Below are 19,923 nucleotides of genomic sequence, written 5' to 3' on the forward strand. Positions count from 1 at the left end.
TCGACGTCACACGCGGTTTACGTCCTGTGCGGTCGTGCCTCATGCGGTGTCGCTTGCGTGAGCCGACCCCAGGGCGCGTGCGCGTGGCTGTTCCTACGGGGGAGAGAAGTTCGGTGTTCGGAATCATCAGACCGTGCCGTCATCGTCTGGGCGAGGGCCTGCGGACCGAGTGGATGGCGCATCTGTGCGGGCTGTGCCTGGCGTTGCGCAGTGAGTACGGGCAGTTCGCGAGGGTGGCCACCAACTACGACGGCCTGATCGTCTCGGTGCTGACCGAGGCGCAGTCGGAGCGCACCGGGGACTGGCGGCGGGGTGCCGGTCCGTGCCCGCTGCGCGGGATGCGGTCGGCGGACGTGGCACAGGGCGAGGGCGCTCGGCTGGCGGCGACGGTGTCGCTGGTGCTGGCCGCGGCGAAGATACGTGACCATGTGGCCGACGGCGACGGCCTGATGGGGCGCCGCCCGGTGGCGCTGGCCGCACGCCGGATCGCCCACGGCTGGGACCGCGCGGGCGCCGCGGGCGGCGAGCGGCTCGGCTTCGACACCGCGGTGCTGCTCGGGGCGGTCGAGCGCCAACCGGAGATCGAACGGTCGACCAGCCCCGGCGGCTCGCTTCTGACGGTCACGGAGCCCACGGAGACGGCGACCGCAGCCGCCTTCGCCTACACCGCGGTACTCACGGACCGCCCGGGCAACGTCGAACCGCTGGCGGAAGCCGGCCGGTTGTTCGGCCGGCTGGCCCATCTGCTGGACGCGGTGGAGGACCTGGACGCGGACGAGGCGTCAGGCGCGTGGAACCCGATCGCCGTGACCGGCGAGGACCGTGCCGAGGTGCGCCGGCTGTGCGACGACGCCGTCCGCGGAATCCGACTCGCCCTGTCCGACGCCGTGTTCGTCGACGGGCGGCTGGCAGAGGTGCTTCTGGGCGGCGAGTTGGAGCGTGCCGTCGATCGGGTCTTCGACCCTCGGCACCGTCACCACCGGCACCGCCCTCAGGGGCGGGGCCTGCGCGTGCTGCCCTGGCTGGGACGCCGTACGGCAACGGAAACGCCCTCGGAGACCGGCACGGGCACGACGTGCGGCGTCGGAGCGCTCGCAGGCGCGGCCCCGGCGGGCGTGTCGGCGGCGTCGGGCCGCCCGTCGGAGGGGCATTGTCGCCGGTGCCGCGAATGGCGCCGGTTGTGCGCCGGTTGCGGCCTGTGCTTCAACTGCTGCCGCTGCGGCGAAGACGACGGCCAGGACGGAGAGCCGTTTCAGTTCGGGGACGGCGACCGCGGGGGCGGTTCGGGGCGGGAGGGCTCCGGCAGGGACGGCTCCGGCGGTGACGGCTGGTTCGGCGGTCGGGGCGGGGGCAACTGGGGCGGATCCGGCCACGGTCCGGGCGGCGGCCATGGGTCCGGCGGCTCTGGTGGTTCCGGCGGTGGCTCGGGTGACGGCTGTGGCGGTGGCTGCTGCAACCCGTGCAAATGCTGCTGTGACTGCTGCGACTGACTGAACGTGCTCCGGGGAGGGGGCATGAGTCGGCTGCGTCCGGCGGCGGCCGAGGCGGGCGCCCCCGAGACCTCTGCCCACGCCCGTGGCGGCCCGGGAACGCTCATCCGGACCTGCCCCGGGCGGGCGGCGGACCACCGGCAGATACTGGCGGCGCCGAGGTGCCCGGAGGAAACGGCCGGCCCCGGCCGCTCGCCGAAGGCCAGGCCGGCACCGGGGCGGCGAGGGGGTTGGCGTGCGGGGCCGATGGAACGGGGTAACGTCCTTGTCATGTTCTTCCAGACGCCGATGTACGAGTGAGAGCGTGATGGGCCCCTGCCGGCGTCCTCCGACGTCGCCGCCCGTCCCCTCACCGATGAATCCGTAGATCACTTCACATCACCCCCGGGAGAACCCGTGACCGACAGCAAGAACATCAACAACCCCGTGGGCCAGGGCGGCGGCCAGCGCAAGAGGCTGTCCCGCGCCGAACGCCAGAACAACGGTCCGCACCGCAACCTCGACCGCCAGGGTGCCGCCGACCGTAAGGCGGAGCTGGTGCGCAAGATGCGCGAGAAGACCGGCACGGCCGAGAACGCCGGACAGACGGGCGACGACACCGCGCAGAGCTGACGCGCCGCCGCCGCGGGGCGGCACCGCAAGGGGAGGGGCCCGGACCGCGACGCGTGGTCCGGGCCCCGCTGCCGGGCGACGAGGAGGACGACGCCGAACACCGACGGGTGCGGAACTCCGACGCCCCGCTGGGTGTGAGGATCCGATCGGGGGGTAGACGGAGCCGCGCACACAGGGGCACGCGGTGAAGGAGACCAGGAATGGGGCACCCGGCAGGCGTTGCGGACGGTCGGCCGCTGATGGCGGACATCGTCTCGGCATCCGGCCTCTTCGAGGGCGGCGAGGACATCGCCGTCGCCCGTGAACTGGCCCGTGCCTTCCTCGCCGACGTCCAGGCCGTGCACGGTCTGCCGGTGTCCGAGCGCGCGATGGGCGTGGTGGAGCTGGTGGTCAGCGAGCTGGTCACCAATGCCCGCAAGTACGCGCCCGGCCCGTGCCTGCTGACCCTGGAGGTGGTCGGCGGCGCGGTCGAGGTGACGGTGTGGGACAGCAATCCCACCCTGCCGGCCGTCCTCGCGCCCGATCCGACCCGGATCGGGCAGCACGGGCTGGAGATCGTGATGGCGGTCGGCCGGAGCTTCGCCGTCCACCGTGAGCCGGTGGGCAAGCGCATCACCACGGCGATCGCCCTGGCCGACGAACCCGGCGACGCGGCCGCCGGTCACCCGATGTAACGGGGCGTTGCATCCCTGGTTCGGTGGCTCAGGTACAGGGAGTCACCTTCTGCCCAGGGCCGGTGACATCGGGCGGACAGAAGCGTTCCGGTCCGGCGTACTGGAAGGAGACGGGAGGAGCGAGTCGGTCTGATCCCTGCGCCGGCTCCGGCGAGGGTGTCACGGATCCCGGTGCCCACCGGGTGGGGCTGCCCGGCTCTCGGCGATGCCGGATGGCCCCGGCGAGGGCTCGCCCGCCGCGAGGTGCTCCAGGACCTCCGCCAGTTCCTGGCAGGCGCGGCGCACCGACCGGCGGGTCGCACGCTGCTCGGTGATGACGGAGCCGAGAAGCAGGGCGGTCAGGGCGGCGGAACCGTTGAACGCCTGGAGCTTGACCATGATCTCGACGTCCGTCAGGTGCAGGAACGCGCCCTGCCCGGAGGTCGCCTCGAAGGTGGTGAGCACGGAGGCGAAGAGCGCGCACAGCATGCTTCCGGCGAGCTGGAAGCGGAGCGCTGCCCAGATCAGCAGGGGGAAGACGAGGAAGAGCATGCTCATCGAGTTGAGCACGGCCATGGGCATGAGGACCAGAGTCGTCAGCCCCAGAAAGACCGCCTCCTTCCAGCGCCGCAACCGGAACCGTCCGGCCGGCCCCGCGAGGACGAGCAGGAGCGGGGCGACGAGCAGCACCCCCATCGTGTCGCCCACCCACCAGGCCAGCCAGGCGGGCCAGAACTCGCTCTCGTCCAGGGAGCCCTTCGCCACCTGCAGTCCGACCCCCGCGGTCGCGCTGATCAGCATGGCGCCGAACCCGCCGAGGAAGACCAGGGAGAGTCCGTCCCGCAGCCGCGCCATGTCGCGCCGGAAACCGGCCCGTCTCAGCAGCAGGAAGGCGCAGAGCGGCGCGACGGTGTTGCTCACCACGGTGACCACCGTAGTGGGACCCGGAGTGGTGAGGGAGGCGATGACGAGGAAGGAGCCGAGGGCGATCCCGGGCCAGACCCGCGCGCCGAGCAGCAGCAGGGCGGCGACGGCGACGCCGGTGGGCGGCCAGATGGGGGTGACCACCACGCCTTCGACGACGAGGCGGCCCATCAGGCCGAGCCGTCCGGCCGCGTAGTAGCAAACCGTCACGGCCAGCGACATCACAGCCGCCTCCGTAGAGGGCCGGAACTGCCGAGTATCCAACACGTCAGCCATCAGACACCGGCCGGGCCGCCACGACCGGGCAAGGACCCCTGCGTGTCGGGCGCCGCCTTACGGCACGGGCCCGGGCCGGTCCGAGGGCCGATCCGGCCCGAGGCGAGCCCCCTCCCCCCGCTCCTCGGCCGCCGACCGGGCCGGACCGCCGTCATGGCCGACGACCAGGACGGCCGCGTCGTCCTCGTGCCCCACCGTGGCCGCCAGCTTCATGACGGCGGTGGCGAGCGCCTCGACGTCCAGCCCGGCGACGGCGGTGATCCCGGCGAGCCGCGTCACCCGGTCCAGACCCTCGTCGACGTGGAGCGAGGGCCCCTCCACCACCCCGTCGGTCAGGAGGACGAAGACACCGTCGCCGGTGAGCCGGTGGCGCGTGGCCGGGTAGTCGACGCCGCGGAGCACACCGAGCGGAGGCCCGCCCTCGCTGTCGTCGATGCCGGAGCGGCCGTCGGTGGTGGCCCAGATGTGGGGGATGTGGCCGGCCCGGGCGCACTCCAGGGTGCCGGCAGCGGGGTCGAGCCGCAGGAAGGTGCAGGTGGCGAAGAGGTCGGCGCCCAGAGAGATCAGCAGGTCGTTGGTGCGACCGAGCAGCTCTCCCGGGTCTCCGCTGACGGAGGCCAGCGCGCGCAGTGCCACGCGGACCTGTCCCATGAAGGCGGCGGCCTCGATGTTGTGCCCCTGCACGTCGCCGATGGACATGCCGATCTGCCCGCCGGGCAGGGAGAAGGCGTCGTACCAGTCACCGCCGACGTTGAGCCCGTGGTTGGCGGGCTCATAGCGGACGGCCAGCCGGGCGCCCGGAAAACTGGGCAGCTCCGAGGGCAGCATGCCGCGCTGCAGGGCCACGGCGAGCTCGACACGGGAACGCTGCGTCTCGGCCAACTCCCGCGCCCTGGCGGTCAGCGACCCGAGCCGGACCAGAAGGTCCTCGCTGTTGTCGGCCGGCCGTCTGCGGAACATCGATCACTCCGACGTCACGACAATCCTCGCATCAGTCCGTCCCGTCTCCAGCACGCGGGACCACCGGGGACCACCTCGGTACGAACAGGTCCTTCCCCACTCTGCCCGGAGGGGACGGCGTCCGCATCTCATCGGCGGAGAACGCGGCGGATCCCGGCGGGGCCACCCCACACCGCCGGAAGCGAACAGAGGTTCGGCGAGATCGAAGGCATCGCCCCGCCCCTGACCTCCGTCCGGACCGAGCGGACCGGCGACGACGAGACAGCCGAAATGCGCGGTGGCCTCCAGATCCCGCCGTTCCTCCGCCGACGAGACCTTCCGAGAGCCCTGCGAGATCTTCTCGCGGCGGGTCAGCCCGGGTGGAGGGCGGTGTGGAGGGTGTCGGTGGCCAGCGTGATGGCGGTCTGGGCCCCGCGGGTGGGGCGTAGGGCATTGAGCATCACGAAGTCGTGGATGACACCCTGGACGCGGACGGCAGTCACGGCTACGCCTGCGGTCCGGAGGTTGGCGGCGTATGCCTCACCCTCGTCGCGCAGGACGTCGGCCTCTGCAGTGATGATCAGGGCCGGGGGCAGGCCGATGAGCTGGTCGGTGGTGGCCCGCAGCGGGGAGGCGGTGATCTGCGCGCGGTCCTCCTCGCCGGGGGCGTACTGGTTCCAGAACCACTGCATGCCGTCGCGGCGCAGGAAGTAGCCGGTGGCGAACCGGTGGTAGGAGTCGGTGTCGAAGCTCGCGTCGGTGACCGGGTAGAACAGGACCTGCTGGAGCAGGGCCACGTCGCCGCGTTCCTTGGCCATCAGGGTCAGCGCCGCGCTCATGTTGCCGCCGACGGAGTCGCCGACTACGGCCAGTCGCGTGCCGTCCAGGTCCTTGTCGGCCCCCTGGGTGGAGATCCACCGGGCGACGGCGTAGTTCTGCTCGATGGCCACCGGATAGCGGACCTCGGGCGACAGACCATACTCGGGGAAGACCACCGCGGCGTGGGCGCCGACGGCCAGTTCGCGGACCAGGCGGTCGTGGGTGCGGGCGTTGCCGAAGACCCATCCAGCACCGTGGACGTAGAGGATCACCGGCAGCGGGCCGGTGGATCCGGTCGGCCGCACGATCCGCGCCCGGACACTGCCGGTGGGGCCGCCCGTGACGGTGATCCACTCCTCGTCGATCTCCGGCAGTTCGACCTCACCCGACTGGACCTCGTCCAAGGCCTTGCGGCCCTCGACCGGATCAAGGTCGAACAGGTACGGCGGGTTCGTCGTCGCCTCGGCGAACGCCAGGGCTTCGGGTTCGAGCACGGGCTCGGCCGGAGTCGTCGCATCAGGCATCTGCAGCTCCTTGTGGGGCGGGAACGCTTTCCTGATCACCACGCTATGGGCTGCCGCCATCGGTCACTTTTCCGTCGGTGCACCGCCGGTGTTGTCGCAGTGTGCTCCGGGTCGGCCCTGGAGTTGCCATTCACGGGGCGTCATCCCGTAGGCCGCGCGAAAGATCCGGCTGAAATGACTGGGACTCACAAAACCCCAGCGCTGGGCGACTGCCGCCACCCCCACCTCCCTGGCCATGGGGCGGAGGAGTTCCCGACGGCACCGTTCGAGTCGCTGCGCCCGGATCCAGCCGCTCACGGTCGTGCCTTCGAGCTGAAACAGCTTGTGCAGGTAGCGGACCGACATGAAGTGCGCTTCGGCGATCCTGGACGGTGACAGGTCTGGATCACCGAGGTGGCGCATGACGTGGTCCTTCACGCGCTCAAGAGAGGCGGCGGCGACATGCGGGCCCCCGGAAGCAGGGCGTCCGCGGCGCTCGTCGATGAGCAGCACCATCAGATCGAGCGCGGTGGCGGCGACCCGGCGGCCGGCACCCTCGTCGAACCCCTCGGCTTCGCGCGCCATGCGCGCAAGGAAGGTCGCCACGAGCGCAGCGCTGCCCTCCTCGCCGGTGAAGGTGGTGGCAGTCAATGCCTGCAGATCCTTGTCCCGCACGTGAAGTTCTTCGCGAGGGAAATGGAAGGAGGTGAAAGCGAATTCCCCTTCGAGTTTGATACCGAACTGGCGGGACGAGTCGCTGATGGAGAATTCTCCCGGTCCTATCACGGATTCCCGCCCGTCCTGCTCCTTTGTCGCGGTGCCCTACTGCTGAAGGCTGACGATCAGTGACTTGCGGTCGTCGCGGGAGATGTGGCGCTTGTCGCGCTTCACTACCTGTGGCCCCGCCTGAACGCGAGAGATGTGCAGGGTGCCGAGCCGGCTGCTGACGATCGTTCCGGGCGACGGCTCCTTCTCCAGCAGATTCACATCCATCGGCATAAAGGTGCCGGAAACCGCTTCATGCCAGCGCTCCGCCCGGTCGGCAGCTGACAACGGCTCGGTGGAGAGAACAATGGGCACGGACTTCCTCCCTGGACGTCGTGGGTGCTCGGTTGAAGATCCGTACGGGAGTCGCCTGCCTGTGCTGGCGGAGTGAATCCCGCCGGTCGGGGGCCGGACTGCGGATCGGATCTGCCTGTGCCCCAGCCTGCCGGGCGACCGGGGCAGACGCATCAGTCGGTCGACTGGTCCGTACGTCATGGCCCGCGGCGGTCGCGCCGAGCTCAGGTGAGCAGCCTTCGCGGGGAGACGCCGCCCTGTCCCCGTGCGAGCCGCGTCGGCGGGCTGCCGCGCAGAGAGGCACGCCGTACCCGCCTACCTCACCATCAGCGAAATCGGGCGACGCCTCTTGGAAACCTGCCGCAACGCGATGGGACGCGGCGGATACCCGCGTCCTATCGACCGGTCCCGGTCCCGGTGGCGGGCGCGTGGTGGCGTGCACTCCAGCCGGCCGGCCCGGCGAGTTCGGGCCTTGTCCGTTGCCTCCATGACGGGCTCGACGGAAAGGGCCCTCACCCGTTGCCCCTAATGAGGCAATAGTATGCTTTATCTTCTGGCTGGCAGGGCCTGGGAGCGCATCGCATTTCGGACGCTGACGGAACGAGGGATCCACACCATGAACGAGCCGACGGGTCCTTCCTGCGTGCCGTTTCCCCGACTGCTTCCGACCGGGGCGCAGCGTGGGCACTAGGCGCAGCGCGATGGGCCGGCCGGAGCCCGTCACCGGGCTGGCGGGCCGGGAATCGGAGGTCGGCCGGATCCTGGACGCGATCGAGCACGGTCGCAGTGCCCCGCGAGCACTGCTCATCACCGGTGAGGCGGGTAGCGGCAAGACGTCGTTGCTGGAGGTCGCTGCCGAGCACGCGCGGGTGACCGGAGCGTGTGTGCTGAGGTCTCAGGGCTTTGACGGGGAGTCGGAGCAGTCGTTCGCGGCCCTGCACCAGTTGCTGCTTCCGCTCGTTCCCGGTGCCGCTGATCTTCCCGGCCATCTGCGGGAGGTTCTGGAGACCTCGTTCGGCCTCGCCCCGATCACCAGACCCGCCGATCCGATGCTGCTGCGCGTCGCCGTCCTCACCCTGCTGGTCGAGGCCTCGCGCCATCGACCTGTCGTGATGCTCGGCGATGACGTCCAGCTCTTCGACCGGGACTCCCTCGACGTCCTGGGGTTCGTGCTGCGCCGTTTGGCGGCCGAGCCGGTGACGGTGCTCCTTGCGGCCAGGGGGCTGACAGCTCCGGACCCTGCCGTCGCGCACCTGCCGGTCCTGCCGCTGGGGCCGCTGACGGTCCAGGCGGCGGCCCGCCTGCTGGACGCGCAACCCGGTTCTCCTACCGGCAGGGCCCGGAGCGAGGTGCTGGACCAGGCTGACGGCAATCCTCTGGCCATCATCGAACTGTGCCGTTCCGTGCGATCGGGCAGCCCTCTGGGTCTGGCCGACGGCGCACTGCCCCAGACGCAGCGGATCCAGGAGATGTTCTCCGCCCAGTTGCGCGCGCTGCCGGCCGTCACCCAACGGATGGTGCTCTACGCGGCGGCTTCCTCGGACCAAGAGGACCTGCGAACCCTTATGTCCGCAGCGGGAGTGGGCACGGACCTGTCGGTGTGGGCGCCCGCGGAGGACGCCGGGCTGATCACGATCGCGGGCCGGCAGGTGGGTTTCCGGCACCCGCTCGTGCGCGCGGGCGCCTACCAGGGCGCCCCGGCGCACCTGCGCCAGCGAGCGCACATCGACCTCGCGGCCGTGCATCAGGACGATCCAGCCCGCCAGGCCTGGCACTTGGCCGCGGCCTGCATCGGCCAGGACGAATCCGTGGCGGCGACCCTGGAGGACACCGCCGAACTCGTCGAACAGCGCGGTGGATTCTACGCGGCCGCACGGGCCCTGGAACGATCCGCCGAATGCAGTCCCGCTCCGGAGGATCGGGCACGCCGGTACGCCAAGGCACTGAGAGCCGCCAACAACGCGGGCGACACGTTCTGGGTGCGCGAGCTTCATTCCAAGGTCACCGCGCTGACCGAGGACCGCGACCTGCTCGGCGTCGCGGCGAACGGGGCCGGTCTGGCTCTTTCCATGTCCGGCCATCAGCGGGAAGCGTTCCAGCTCCTGATGGGCGCCCTGGAACCAGACCTGCCGCAGGACGCCCGGACGACGCTGGCGGTGACCGCCGTGATCGGCGCGGTGGCCTTCCAGTCGGGCCTGTCCGAGGTCAGGCGCCCGCTGGTTCCCCTCCTCGAGGCGATCGAGACCAGTGCCGTCCGTACGACCTACTCCGAGCTGGTTGCGGACGAGGCCGTCAACGCTTTGCGGGCGGTCATCCTCTGCGAAGCGGATCCGATCAGGAACGCCCCCGCCCTGTTGAGCCGAACCCGGCGGCCGAGCTTGCTGGAGCCGCTGACGGGCATCGCGGAAATGATCCGCTTGCAGACGCTGGGCGCGGTCGCCTGGTGGGCCGACGAGTCCGACCTGTGCGTGGACACCTTCCGGCGGGCGTTCGCCATGCTCCGCTCGTACGGAGCCATCGGAACGGGTGCAATCGCCCTCTCCGCAATGGGCTCGGCCCTGATCGACGTCGGACGGTGGGCAGAGGCCGACGAACTCCTGGACGAGGCGGCGACCCTGGCTGCCGTCCAGAAAATGAAGCACATCGAAGTCGACATCGAAGCCCTGCGCGTGACGCTGCAAGCCCTGCGCGGCCGCTCCGCCGATGCCGGGATCCTGACGGATCCCGCATGGACGGTCGTCAACCTGGAGGAGAACACTGCCACCCACGCACGACTGCTGCGCGCGGCAGGCACCGCCGCGACAGCCGCGGGCGACTACGACGGGGCGCTGCGCCACTTCCGGCAACTGTTCCACCAGGACGGCACCCCCCTGCACTACTTCCTCTCTCACAGGTCCATCGCCGACCTCGCCGCCGTCGCCCAGCGGACCGGACACCAGGAGGAGGTCGAGCCTCTCGTCGAGGCGGTACGCAAGGCGCTGGGACCGCACACGACAACGCGGATGACGCTGCTCCTGCACCACGCCACCGCGCTGGTCGGCGATCCGACGCAGGCAGAGCACCACTTCCGCCTGGCCCTGGTCAACCCGGCCGGTGACCAGTGGCCGCTCGCCCGTGCGCAGGCCCGGCTTCACTACGCCCAGTGGCTGCGCAGACGGCGGCGCCCGCTGGACGCCCGCCCGATCCTGGCCTCGGCGATGGAGGCCTTCTCCCGGCTCGGTGCCACCGCCCTGGCGGACGAGGCGCGGGCCGAGCTTCGGGCGAGCGGCGTCGCCGCGCCGTCCGACCGGCCCGATCCGCTGTCGGAGCTGACCGCCCAGCAGCAGCAGATCGTACGGCTGGCGGCGCAGGGCCTGGGCAACAGGGAGATCGGAGAGAAGCTCAAGCTGTCCCCCCGCACGATCGGCTCGCATCTCTACCAGGTGTACCCGAAGCTCGGCGTCAGCAGCCGCCACCAACTCCGCGACGTCCTCGGTGTCCTGTGAACGACGGCAAGCCGACCGGCGGACAAGGTTCCGATCGCTACGAGGAATGAGAGGTGAGGCGTGTGGAGCACAAGCCCGTCACCGGCGGAGGCGGCCCCGATCGCCCCGCCGTGGTCCTCGATCCCGTCGTCCAACGGTTGGTCGACGCCTCGGCGGACCCGCCGTACCTGCATCAACTCGGCCCGGTCGACGGCCGGGAGGCACTCCTGGAAGCCCAGGGGCACCTGTTCGACGACTTCGCGGTGGACGCCGAGTTCTGGACGGCGCCCGTCGGCCCCTCCGGACTGGTCGGTTTCTGGACCTTCCGCCCCGCGACGCGGAGCGGCCCGCTCCCCCTGGTCCTTTACGTCCACGGGGGCAGGTGGATGCTCGGTGACGCGCAGACCCACACCCGGATGATCTGTGAACTCGTGTCCGCCAGTGAAGCCGTGTTCGTGGTTCCCGAGTACACGCGCACTCCCGAGGCCCGGTACCCGGTAGCGCTCGAGGAGTTGTACGCCGTACTGACCTGGCTGACCGACAACGCCTCGGACTTCGCACTGGACAGTCGGAGGCTGGCGGTGGCCGGCGACTGCGCGGGCGCCACCATGGCCACAGCGCTCACCATGATGGCCAAGCAGCGCGGCGGTCCCCGCATGCGCGCACAACTGCTCTACTACCCGATGACCGCCCCGCACTGCGACACCGCCTCGCGGAAACACTTCGGGTCCGGCTACCTCCTCACCACCAAGGCCCTGGACTGGTACTGGCAGCAGTACACGGACGACGATCGGGAACTCGCCGAAGCCACGGCCTCCCCGCTACGGGCGACGACCGCCGAGCTTGCGGGCCTGCCCCCCGCCCTGGTCGTCACGGCCGAGGCCGACGTCGTTCGGGACGAGGGGGAACAGTACGCGCGCCGGCTCCAGCAAGCAGGTGTGGCCGTGACCGCCGTCCGCTACCTCGGAACAGTCCACGACTTCGCGTCTCTGAACGCTCTGCGCGACAGTCCGCCCACCAGGGCCGCCATCCGTCAAGGCGGTGCCTTCCTGAAGGAGGCTCTCACCAACGGGCGGTGAGAGCGGGAAGGCGAACCGTGCTCTCACCGGATCAACGGCCGATGAGAAGTCCAAGGCCGAGCGCATGGCAGCCCCAGCGGAAGAGCTGTCTGCCCACAGGCCCCGCTGCGCGGGAGCGACGTGGGGCAGTGCGGGCAGACCTCCTCGATCCCCACCACCAGCGCACTGGCCGGCGGCTTGTCCACAGCGGTCAGCTGCGACAGCAGCTCCGGGCGGGGGGAGACGCAGGGCCGGCCGTACGTGGGCAGCAGGGAAGAGTTGCTGTGCAACGCCGTCCGTCGGGAACTCGACAGCCGCCGCGCCGAAGCCGACGCGGCAGCGCGTGCTCTTGACGGTCAGGCCGCTCTGCGTGCGGTGGTGGAGTGGGCCGTCCTCAGCCCTACCGAACGCAGCCATCGGTTCTGACTCGCTCTCGTCCTGAACGCGGCCGGACAGCCGACCCTGTGAAGGAGGCCGACCTGGTCAGCTTGTTCGTCGACGGGATAGTCATCTCCGGGTTCGACGCCGGCCTGCCCTGGACACCGGAACGCCGCACGAAGTTGCTCGACGCCGTCTGGGCGACTCTGAGTTTCTGAGGAGAACTCCTCCGACGTCCGTACGCGGGGGCATTCACGCATACGCCGATCACTGGGCACCGTACGGACACACACCGGGTGCCGGTGTCTGCGCCGGGCCGGGAACGAGCAGCGCCCCGGCGTTGAGGACGTGGATCGCCGCCGCGCGGGTATCCCGACCGGCCCACCCCGCTTGCCGAGGGCCGCGACGATCAGGTGCCCCCACTGGTGGAGGGGCGCTCACGGCGCCCCGTCGGTGCTCCGTCTTCACCAGGTCGAGCCTCAGGCAGGCTGACAGGGAGGGGTAGGGCCGGAACTCGCACTCGGGACTCATCGGTCGGCCTTGAGCTCCTCGTTCCCGACGCGGTCGATCAGCCGAATCAGGGTGGCCGGGGGCTTCTTTTCGCCCCGCTGTCGTGGGCGAGCTCATCGATCACGGTGCGGTCTTGTCAGGAGATCCTGGCGGCCCGGACGTCCTCCCCTTCGAGGGCCAGCGGGGCTGAGGCCGGTGGGTGCGCTGACCGGCTCGTGTGCGCCGTTACGGGCAGCTGGAATGAACCGTAAATCATAGAAATCTTCATGAAGGCCGCACTAGGCTGGCAGCCAACAGAAGATGACGCATCATCACATGGGCCTCTGCAAGGGTCTGTTGCGCCGGGTGCGCCTCGGGCCGACGACGCTCCGACGACCGACTCGACGAGAGGGGGCCGGACATGACGCGTTCCCGAAGGCCGGCACGGTTCAGCTTCTTACCGGGAGTTCTGGGCCTGGTGGTCCTGTTCACACAGAGTGGCTGCGCAACCAGCTCCGGCGACTCCGCGCACGCCGCACCCACGAAACCGGCGCTGGACGTCTGCGCTTTGGCGACCGAGGAGGAGGTCGGGGCGGTCCTCGGCCGACCGGCAAAGGGGAGGCGGGACGACAGCGCCCTGCCCGGCCTCACGCAGTGCACCTACGTGAACGCCGCTGCCAAGGGCCGCATCGTCTTCATCGCCCTGCTGCCCTTCGAGGTCAGCCGGCACACCAAGCCCGGCACTCTACCGGTGGCCGGAGTGGGCGACGTGGCCCTGTACGACGAAGCCTCGATCGGTGGCCATCTGTACGTGCGCAAGGGCTCGGTCAACTTCGCCGTCAACTACGCCTTTGATCCCCTTGCCCCGGGACTCCCCGCCCAGCGCTCCAGTCAGATCCGCGAGCACCTCGAAACGCTGGCCCGCGCGATCGTGTCAAGGCTGTGAGCGGCCGCGCCTGCGTCGGCCCACCTCGATGACGGAGAACCGCCCGCCCCGCGGATCGGCGAGCCGGGCCGCCCGGCGGCGGGGTGCTGCCGATACCGGCGACTTGGCCCCGCCCAGGGTGGCGCGCACGTAGGCGCCCAGCCGCGTCGGCCTGAGGTGTACTCGTCGATCGGCCGGGAGTCCCCACAGTCACACGATCAGGCGGCACGGAAACGGACCTCAAGTCGTATATCGCCCTCTCGGATCTCGTCCGTCAAGGTCTGTGGCGGGTTGCCATCGAGAAGAGCCGCGCCGGCTTGACGGATCGTCGCGGACGAGGCGGGAGCGGACGCTGTGCTCTGGCCGGCTCAAGGGCGACGGCGTCCACCACGCGCCATGCTCGGCATCCTCCGCCTCCACAACCTTCTCCAGGCCGCATAGCCCGGCCCACCGGCGATCAGCCCACCTTGTCCCGGCCATCTCAACGGTCAATCATGGGACAGCCCTTGGGCGGAGCGGCGGGTGCGCGGTCGGTGGGTGGGGCCGGCGCGGACGGCGCCGACGCCCGCTACCGGCCCCTGCCCAACCCGTCGACCGGCGGGTGAGCGGTCACGGCAAGGCCCCCGGGGTGGGTTCCCGGGGGCCTCGGCGGTGGGGTGGGGTCAGCCCGGCAGCGGGCGGTCCCGCTGGACGACGGCGTCGGTGTGCGCCGAGCCGTCGGCGACGCTGATCACCCGGTAGCCGCCCTTGTGGAAGACCCAGTACCAGTTCTGGGCGTTGCCCGGCTGCCGGCCCGGCACGGGCTGGACGGCGTCGACGTGCTCCACCCCCGCGAGGGACGACCACAGCGAGATGTCGTTGTCGTCGCTCTCGCGGCGGTCCCGGTACCCCCCGGCCTGCAGGGAGATGATCCGGTACCGCTGGCCCGCGGGTGTGGTGTGGAACATCCAGTAGTGGTACCGGCCGTCACCCCCGGGCTGCTTGTCGGGGATCGGGAGCACCGCGTCGACATGGGTGACGGGGTCGGGCGCGGCGTCGAACGAGCTCCACTGGCTCAGCGGCCGCGCCCGGTTGCCGTCCACCCCGACCCGGACGGGCTCCTGTCCGTCGACGAGGACGTACCGGTAGCGCTGCCTGCCGTCGTCGCCCGTGAAGAACAGCCAGTGGCCGGACTCCCCGCCGACCTCCTGCCGGCCCGGGACGGGCCAGGCGGCGTCGACCCGCTTGATGTCGTGCAGGTCGTCCCAGAAGGACAGCGGCCGCCCGCCCGAACCTTCGAGCGCGAGGGTGGCGTCGCCACCGCCGACCGAGGAGCCGAGCGGGACGGCCCTGCCGCCCTGGAAGGCGAGGTAGCGGCCCGGGTGCCCGGGCTGGGGGACCACCGCGTCGACCGGCCGCGCCTGGGGATCCGGCACGGGCGTGACCGACCCGCCGCCCTCCAGGCGCCCCTGGGCGAGACCGCGCAGGGTGCTCAGGGAGGGGCTGAAGGCGTACACCGCGCCCTCGGTCCTCACGAACGGACGGAACCCGAGCGTCGTGGTCTGCCGCTCGCCCGCCGCGTTACGGCTCTCGAAGCTGACCTGGCCGTCGTTCACATCGGTCAGCTGCCCGCTCACCATGGGATCGGGGCCCGGCCGGTGCGGGCGGTCGTGCGGGAAGTCGGGGTCGTTGACCCAGTCGGCCTGGATGAACTCGAACTGCCGCACCAGGTCGGCCTGGTAGCAGACGAAGACGAGCCCCCGGGGGTCGTCGGCGCCGCCTCCCTCGCCCTGGGTGGGGTTGAAGGGCCGCCCGTAGGGGATGCCCCGGCGGATGATGCGCCGCTCGTCCATGAACTTCTCGTCGACGAGTTCGCCCCCGTCGACCAGTCCGTCACGCGGGTTGGTCTTGCGCAGGTGGGAGAAGAGCGGGGTGACCAGACCGTCGGGGTCGTCCTTGAAGGTGATGTCGTTGTCCGGCTCGGGCTCCGGCTTCCCGGCCGGCTTCATCGGGCAGTTGGCGACCGACGCGCCGGACGGCCAGCGGCCCACCAGACGGGCGGCGAGCCACTCCTGGGTGGTCCGGTCGTCGACCGCCTTGGCGGCCTTGAGCCGCTTGAGCTCGACGCCGACCTGCGCCCACCAGCCGGGCACGTCCTGGTGGAGGCGGCGCAGGACCTGGAAGGAGCCGTTGCGCATCCAGGCCGGGACACCGGTGGGCCGCTTGCCGTCGCCGGTGGCGTCGACGACGAACTTGTCGGCCGAGATCAGCCGGGTGCCGGGGTGGCCCAGCACATGGCCGGGGCGGGCCGGGTCCTCCTCCTCGAAGCCGCGCACGCCCGGCTCGCTGACGCCGTCCTTGAAGCCGAAGTGCTCCTTGCCCGCGGAGTCGCCGGGCAGGGTGGTCCCGTCCTGCTGGAAGACCACGACGGCCCCGGCGCGGGAAGCCGCCTCACGCTGCCGGGCCAGCTCGTTCCTGAGGTCGTCCTCGGTGTCGCAGGCGATCGTCAGGACGGCGTGCACGACGCGGGAGTGGTCGTAGCCGAACAGCCAGCCCTTCGGGTCGCTGTCGTCGGTGTCGCCCAGGGCCAGCGCCCGGTCGGACGCGCCCTGGACGAACGCCTCGACCGTGCTCCCGCCGGGCACGGAGTCGAAGACCTTCTCCTTGTTGGTGAAGAACTGGAGTCCGGGATGGGTGAGCGCGAGCCCCAGCCAGGTGGCCTTGAGGTGCTGGGGGTCGTCGCCCATCGAGTTGCGCCGGGCCTCGCTGAACCGGGCGTTGAATTCGGCGACCTGCCGGGTGGTGGCGATCTGCGGGACGAGGACCTCCAGCCAGGAGCGGGCGGCGGTGACGTCGCCGAACTGGAGGAGGAGCAAGGACACGTTGTCCTTCTTGAAACCGGCCAGGATGTCGCCCTGGATCTCGGTGCTGTCGCGCAGCGTCAGCTGAGCGGGCATGAGTCTCCCTGAGGGTGTCGGGGACGGACGGGGTCGGGCGCGGTCAGGCACCCGGGCGCAGCTGCACCCACTGGGCGGTGCTGGGCACGCCCTCGTCGTCGAGCAGGAACAGCAGGTAGTACCCGGGAGGCGCTTCCTCTGCCGAGGCGGGGGTGCGCAGCACGAGCTTGTTGCCGGCGCGGCTGGTGATGGGAAGTTCGAGCCGGCGCTGGCTGGTGTCCACCGAGTGGGTGGAGGTGATGGGGGCCATCAGGACGGCCCGGCTGACCCGGTCCGGAGTGCTGGTGCTGACCCGCAGGTTGGCGGCGTACCCCTGCGGGGCGGTGGGGACGCCGGACAGGGCCGGCCGGTCGCCCTGGTGCAGGTAGGCCGGCTCGTAGATCTCGATCGTGCCGTTCATGTCGGACTTCACGTCCGGGTCGTTGGCGATCTGCTGGAGCTCGTCGCCGGTGACCATGATGCGGCCGTCGGGCAGCAGCACCGCGTTGGAGTGGTAGGCGCGCGGCAGCCGCTGGACGGGGCCGAGGTGCCACTGGCCGCTGCTGTCGCGCAGCTCGATCTGCCGGTACTTCTCGTCCGCGTTGGGGTTGTACGGACCGTTGCCGTAGTCGCGGATGTCGTAGCCGCCGTTGACGGTGAACAGCGTGCCGTCGGGCAGGATCAGCGTGTCGTCCTGGGTGCGGCCGAAGGCGCGCGGGGTGTCCTTGGTCCAGCGGCCGCCGGAGAACTTGTAGGTGTTGGGGTCGTTGCGGTTGCCGCCGAGGATCAGGACGGAGTCCGGGCCGTTGACGCCGTTGGGCAGGGCGACGGCGGAGCCGTAGTTGCGCATGCCGCCGTCGGGCCGGTTGGTGAGCTTGCGGCTGGTCTCCTGCTTCGGGTCGAAGACGTACTGCTCGTCGTAGTTGCGCCCGAACCCGTAGATCAGGCCGTCGCGCAGCGAGAACAGGTGCGGGTAGTCGACCGTGAACTCGGCCTTGACGGGCCACCTGTCGAGGGACTGGCCCCGGGGCCCGGCCGACGGGTCCAGGGAGACGGCCGTGCCCTTGGCGGGGAAGCGCTCGATCGACTTGGACAGCACGCCCCATCCCACGTCGCCGTGGCCGGAGGTGATGAACTGCCGGCCGTCGGCGCCGGTGACCACGGTCGGGTACCAGCGGCCCTCCGCCATGTCCTGCTGCTGGAGCCAGGTCTCCTTCCACGGGTCGAAGACCAGCGCGAGGTGCGCGCCGGAGCCGTGGTTGCCGCCGAGGTTGCCGCCGAAGACGCCCACCATGCCGTTGGGCAGGTAGGAGTGCCCGGCGCAGAAGATCGGGGCGGGCCGCGGCTCGTCCGTGCCGTCGTCCACCTCGACGACGGGCGGCGGTACGGCCTTGAAGGCGGAGGCCTTCGTGCCCTCCTTCGGGTCCCAGACGTAGGCGCGTCCGGCGTTGTCGCCGCCGATGACGTCGGTGGGCGCGGTCTCCTTGTTCGGGCTGTCCTCGACGGGCTCGAAGGAGAACAGCAGGACCTTGCCCGTGGGCAGCAGAGCGACGTGGTCACCGAAGTCGGGGCTGGGGAAGTACTCGGTGAACTTGCCCCAGCTCTCCGCGTCGAAAGCCGAGTTGATCTCTTTCTGGGACTCGGTCAGCCGCTTGAGGCTGCGGGTCCGCATGGGCTGCGAGTAGCCGTGGTCCATGGCCCGCATGCCGATGCGGTCGCGGGCCAGCTGCTCGGCGGCGTCCTGGCCGAGGGCTTCCACCTCGGCGGGGCGCACCTCGGCGCGTACCTGTGCGTCGGTGACGCGGACGCCGCCCGACCGGACGGGGGACTCGTGCGCCGGGGAGGGCTTCGAGCGGGCGGACGGCACGGAGGCGCCGGCGGGCGCGGTGGCGGACAGCGCGATCGCGGCACAGCCGACCGCGAGCGCCCATTTCCCTCTGCGGGACATCAGGCTCCTTAAGAGCGCATGGCAGCCACCCGGACGGAGCCGGGTGACCACATAGAGTGACTGAACGGGGCGAGTAGATCACACACCGTAGCGATTCGGGAGCTGACGTCCGAGCGGAACGATTCGGCATGGCCCGTTGGTGTCTCACTCTGCGTGTCCACCGGGGCGCGGATCGACGCGCTGCTAGCAATGGGCCGTCTCCCCTTCCCCCGCTCCAAGGAGGACTACTGCCATGCGCACGACTCGGGCCGCTCTCGCGGCCGTCGCGAGTGCCGTGACCCTGCTCGGCCTCTGCGCCGCCCCGGCCGCGGCGGACCCGCCCCAGCCGCCGCGCCACATCACCGGCAAGGTGATCCGCGGCGGCGCCGACGGCCGCCCCCACGAGCTGTTCTGTCCCGCGCCCTTCCAGGCCTACAGCGGCGGCTTCACCATCAAGGCCCGCAAGGGCGCCCGCTTCATCGAGGAACCCGCGGACCTCCTGGAGAGCCGCCCCAACGACACCGCGACCGGCTGGATCGTCGCCGTACGCAAGGGCCAGCTCCTGCCGTCACCGCACCCCCACCGCGCGCACCCGCGGATCGAGCCGGCCGACCTGGTCGTCCACGTCGTGTGCACACAGGACATGCCGACGCACGGCATGTGACCGTCCTGCCGCGGGACCGCCGGCGCCTCGTCCCGCGCCGGCGGTCCCGCGGTGCTGAACTACCCTGGCCGGTGTGCTGCGCGATGTGACTGCTGTTCGATACGTGACCCCGCTGGGGTCCGGCGGCTCAAGGGCCTGGCTGTCGTGGAGGTTCGCGCCGGAGATGCCGACGGAGATGGGCGGACCGGTCCGCTCGGTGACCAAGTGGATCTTCGGGCCTCTCTTGCCCCGGTCAACGGGATTCGAACCCGTCAGGTCCCCCTTTCAGGGCCCGCATACTCACCGAGTCGATCGCGCAGCGCGACCGGTCCAGGCCGCCGCGCGAGCCCAGTTCGTCGAGGATGACGCGGTGCAGCTTGGCCCGGACCCGGGCGGTACTCCACTCGGTGAAGCGGCGGTGTGCGGTCGGCCCCGACGGCCCGAAGAACGGCGGCGGCTGCCGCCAGGTGCAGCCTGTCGTGGCCACGAAGACGATCGCGGCCGGCACTTCACGGTCTCCGTACCGCCGCCGGCCGCCGCCCTGTGGTCGTGCCGGAGCGGGCGGGACCACCCGCTGGAACAGCTCCCACAGCTCATCCGGCACCAAGCGCTCGACCATCACCACACGGCGCAGACTACTCAGCAGGCCATATGAGACGACGTCTCAGGTCACGCCGATGGTGGTCGAGCGTTTCCTGGAGGCGATGGAGAGCGACGGAGCGGCCGGAAAACCAGGTGAACATCTTCCGGGTCCTGAAGACCGTCCTGCGGGACGCGTCCGCCAAGGGGAGCACGGCGGACGACCCGGTGAAGGAGGCCAGGAACCGGAGTACGTGCGTGAGCAGGTGG

Annotated in this window: 15 protein-coding genes and 3 pseudogenes; 8 read left to right on the top strand and 10 right to left on the bottom strand. The window is 70.9% G+C overall.

The window, feature by feature from the left end:
* Positions 1 to 113 precede the first annotated feature (113 nt).
* The 3 genes from ACFYUZ_RS36875 (at position 114) to ACFYUZ_RS36885 (ending at position 2,776) form a co-directional block, all read left to right on the top strand.
* Entirely contained in the window at positions 114 to 1,490 is a 1,377-nt protein-coding gene (locus tag ACFYUZ_RS36875) for a DUF5685 family protein (protein ID WP_389316848.1), read from the top strand.
* Between the two features lie 396 nt (positions 1,491 to 1,886).
* The gene (locus ACFYUZ_RS36880) at positions 1,887 to 2,102 is read left to right on the top strand and encodes a DUF6243 family protein (RefSeq protein WP_389316851.1); all 216 of its coding nucleotides are present in this window, start codon (positions 1,887 to 1,889) and stop codon (positions 2,100 to 2,102) included.
* Between the two features lie 200 nt (positions 2,103 to 2,302).
* Positions 2,303 to 2,776, top strand: coding sequence for an ATP-binding protein (locus tag ACFYUZ_RS36885; RefSeq protein WP_389316855.1), 474 nt, complete (start codon positions 2,303 to 2,305; stop codon positions 2,774 to 2,776).
* Between the two features lie 159 nt (positions 2,777 to 2,935).
* Here the strand turns inward: ACFYUZ_RS36885 and ACFYUZ_RS36890 are convergent, their stop codons facing one another.
* The 6 genes and pseudogenes from ACFYUZ_RS36890 to ACFYUZ_RS36915 all read right to left on the bottom strand — a co-directional run bounded on the left by ACFYUZ_RS36890 (position 2,936) and on the right by ACFYUZ_RS36915 (position 7,296).
* Positions 2,936 to 3,901 carry an MASE1 domain-containing protein gene (locus ACFYUZ_RS36890; protein WP_389316858.1) on the bottom strand — a complete coding sequence of 322 codons (966 nt, stop codon included), beginning with the start codon at positions 3,899 to 3,901 and terminating at the stop codon, positions 2,936 to 2,938.
* Positions 3,902 to 4,012: 111 nt separating this feature from the next.
* A complete protein-coding gene (locus ACFYUZ_RS36895; protein WP_389316860.1) occupies positions 4,013 to 4,915 on the bottom strand; it encodes a PP2C family protein-serine/threonine phosphatase in 903 nt (300 codons plus the stop codon).
* Positions 4,916 to 5,265: 350 nt separating this feature from the next.
* On the bottom strand, positions 5,266 to 6,237 hold the full coding sequence (locus ACFYUZ_RS36900) for an alpha/beta hydrolase (RefSeq protein ID WP_389316862.1): 972 nt from the start codon (positions 6,235 to 6,237) through the stop codon (positions 5,266 to 5,268).
* Positions 6,238 to 6,300: 63 nt separating this feature from the next.
* The gene (locus ACFYUZ_RS36905) at positions 6,301 to 6,732 is read right to left on the bottom strand and encodes a helix-turn-helix transcriptional regulator (protein WP_389316925.1); all 432 of its coding nucleotides are present in this window, start codon (positions 6,730 to 6,732) and stop codon (positions 6,301 to 6,303) included.
* A pseudogene (locus ACFYUZ_RS36910) lies at positions 6,733 to 7,026 on the bottom strand (hypothetical protein); the annotation flags it as partial.
* Positions 7,027 to 7,038: 12 nt separating this feature from the next.
* Positions 7,039 to 7,296 (bottom strand): hypothetical protein, encoded by a 258-nt coding sequence (locus tag ACFYUZ_RS36915; RefSeq protein WP_389316864.1) that lies wholly within the window; start codon positions 7,294 to 7,296, stop codon positions 7,039 to 7,041.
* 680 nt (positions 7,297 to 7,976) lie between these two features.
* Here ACFYUZ_RS36915 and ACFYUZ_RS36920 point away from each other — a divergent pair.
* Together ACFYUZ_RS36920 and ACFYUZ_RS36925 are read left to right on the top strand one after the other, a co-directional pair.
* Positions 7,977 to 10,760, top strand: a complete 2,784-nt coding sequence (locus tag ACFYUZ_RS36920; RefSeq protein WP_389316866.1) for an AAA family ATPase — start codon at positions 7,977 to 7,979, stop codon at positions 10,758 to 10,760.
* A 62-nt stretch (positions 10,761 to 10,822) separates the two neighbouring features.
* Complete coding sequence (locus tag ACFYUZ_RS36925; RefSeq protein ID WP_389316868.1) at positions 10,823 to 11,818, top strand: alpha/beta hydrolase; 996 nt, start codon at positions 10,823 to 10,825, stop codon at positions 11,816 to 11,818.
* 98 nt (positions 11,819 to 11,916) lie between these two features.
* Here ACFYUZ_RS36925 and ACFYUZ_RS36930 read toward each other — a convergent pair.
* Positions 11,917 to 12,060: pseudogene (locus ACFYUZ_RS36930) on the bottom strand (pyridoxamine 5'-phosphate oxidase); the annotation flags it as partial.
* Positions 12,061 to 12,261: 201 nt separating this feature from the next.
* Here ACFYUZ_RS36930 and ACFYUZ_RS36935 point away from each other — a divergent pair.
* Together ACFYUZ_RS36935 and ACFYUZ_RS36940 are read left to right on the top strand one after the other, a co-directional pair.
* Positions 12,262 to 12,393 carry a hypothetical protein gene (locus tag ACFYUZ_RS36935; RefSeq protein ID WP_389316871.1) on the top strand — a complete coding sequence of 44 codons (132 nt, stop codon included), beginning with the start codon at positions 12,262 to 12,264 and terminating at the stop codon, positions 12,391 to 12,393.
* Positions 12,394 to 13,232: 839 nt separating this feature from the next.
* Positions 13,233 to 13,610, top strand: a complete 378-nt coding sequence (locus tag ACFYUZ_RS36940; RefSeq protein ID WP_389316874.1) for a hypothetical protein — start codon at positions 13,233 to 13,235, stop codon at positions 13,608 to 13,610.
* A 641-nt stretch (positions 13,611 to 14,251) separates the two neighbouring features.
* Here ACFYUZ_RS36940 and ACFYUZ_RS36945 read toward each other — a convergent pair.
* Both ACFYUZ_RS36945 and ACFYUZ_RS36950 read right to left on the bottom strand, forming a co-directional pair.
* Positions 14,252 to 16,525: a Dyp-type peroxidase gene (locus ACFYUZ_RS36945; protein WP_389316877.1), complete on the bottom strand. Its 2,274-nt coding sequence runs from the start codon at positions 16,523 to 16,525 to the stop codon at positions 14,252 to 14,254.
* Positions 16,526 to 16,568: 43 nt separating this feature from the next.
* A complete protein-coding gene (locus ACFYUZ_RS36950; protein ID WP_389316879.1) occupies positions 16,569 to 18,452 on the bottom strand; it encodes a galactose oxidase-like domain-containing protein in 1,884 nt (627 codons plus the stop codon).
* Between the two features lie 232 nt (positions 18,453 to 18,684).
* Here ACFYUZ_RS36950 and ACFYUZ_RS36955 point away from each other — a divergent pair, with 232 nt between their 5' ends.
* Positions 18,685 to 19,095, top strand: coding sequence for a hypothetical protein (locus ACFYUZ_RS36955; protein WP_041133290.1), 411 nt, complete (start codon positions 18,685 to 18,687; stop codon positions 19,093 to 19,095).
* A gap of 123 nt (positions 19,096 to 19,218) precedes the next feature.
* Here the strand turns inward: ACFYUZ_RS36955 and ACFYUZ_RS36960 are convergent.
* Positions 19,219 to 19,693, bottom strand: a pseudogene (locus tag ACFYUZ_RS36960) (IS5 family transposase); the annotation flags it as partial.
* Between the last annotated feature and the right edge of the window lie 230 nt (positions 19,694 to 19,923).

It is taken from the genome of Streptomyces sp. NPDC004266 (assembly GCF_042874095.1).
Taxonomy (GTDB): domain Bacteria; phylum Actinomycetota; class Actinomycetes; order Streptomycetales; family Streptomycetaceae; genus Streptomyces.

What these genes read in the sequence shown, in the direction of transcription:
- ACFYUZ_RS36905 (WP_389316925.1), bottom strand. Translation starts at nt 6,732, where the DNA reads ATGGTGCTGCTCATCGACGAGCGCCGCGGACGCCCTGCTTCCGGGGGC.
- ACFYUZ_RS36920 (WP_389316866.1), top strand. Translation starts at nt 7,977, where the DNA reads ATGGGCCGGCCGGAGCCCGTCACCGGGCTGGCGGGCCGGGAATCGGAG.
- ACFYUZ_RS36955 (WP_041133290.1), top strand. Translation starts at nt 18,685, where the DNA reads ATGCGCACGACTCGGGCCGCTCTCGCGGCCGTCGCGAGTGCCGTGACC.
- ACFYUZ_RS36900 (WP_389316862.1), bottom strand. Translation starts at nt 6,237, where the DNA reads ATGCCTGATGCGACGACTCCGGCCGAGCCCGTGCTCGAACCCGAAGCC.
- ACFYUZ_RS36895 (WP_389316860.1), bottom strand. Translation starts at nt 4,915, where the DNA reads ATGTTCCGCAGACGGCCGGCCGACAACAGCGAGGACCTTCTGGTCCGG.
- ACFYUZ_RS36950 (WP_389316879.1), bottom strand. Translation starts at nt 18,452, where the DNA reads ATGTCCCGCAGAGGGAAATGGGCGCTCGCGGTCGGCTGTGCCGCGATC.
- ACFYUZ_RS36890 (WP_389316858.1), bottom strand. Translation starts at nt 3,901, where the DNA reads ATGTCGCTGGCCGTGACGGTTTGCTACTACGCGGCCGGACGGCTCGGC.
- ACFYUZ_RS36945 (WP_389316877.1), bottom strand. Translation starts at nt 16,525, where the DNA reads ATGCCCGCTCAGCTGACGCTGCGCGACAGCACCGAGATCCAGGGCGAC.
- ACFYUZ_RS36885 (WP_389316855.1), top strand. Translation starts at nt 2,303, where the DNA reads ATGGGGCACCCGGCAGGCGTTGCGGACGGTCGGCCGCTGATGGCGGAC.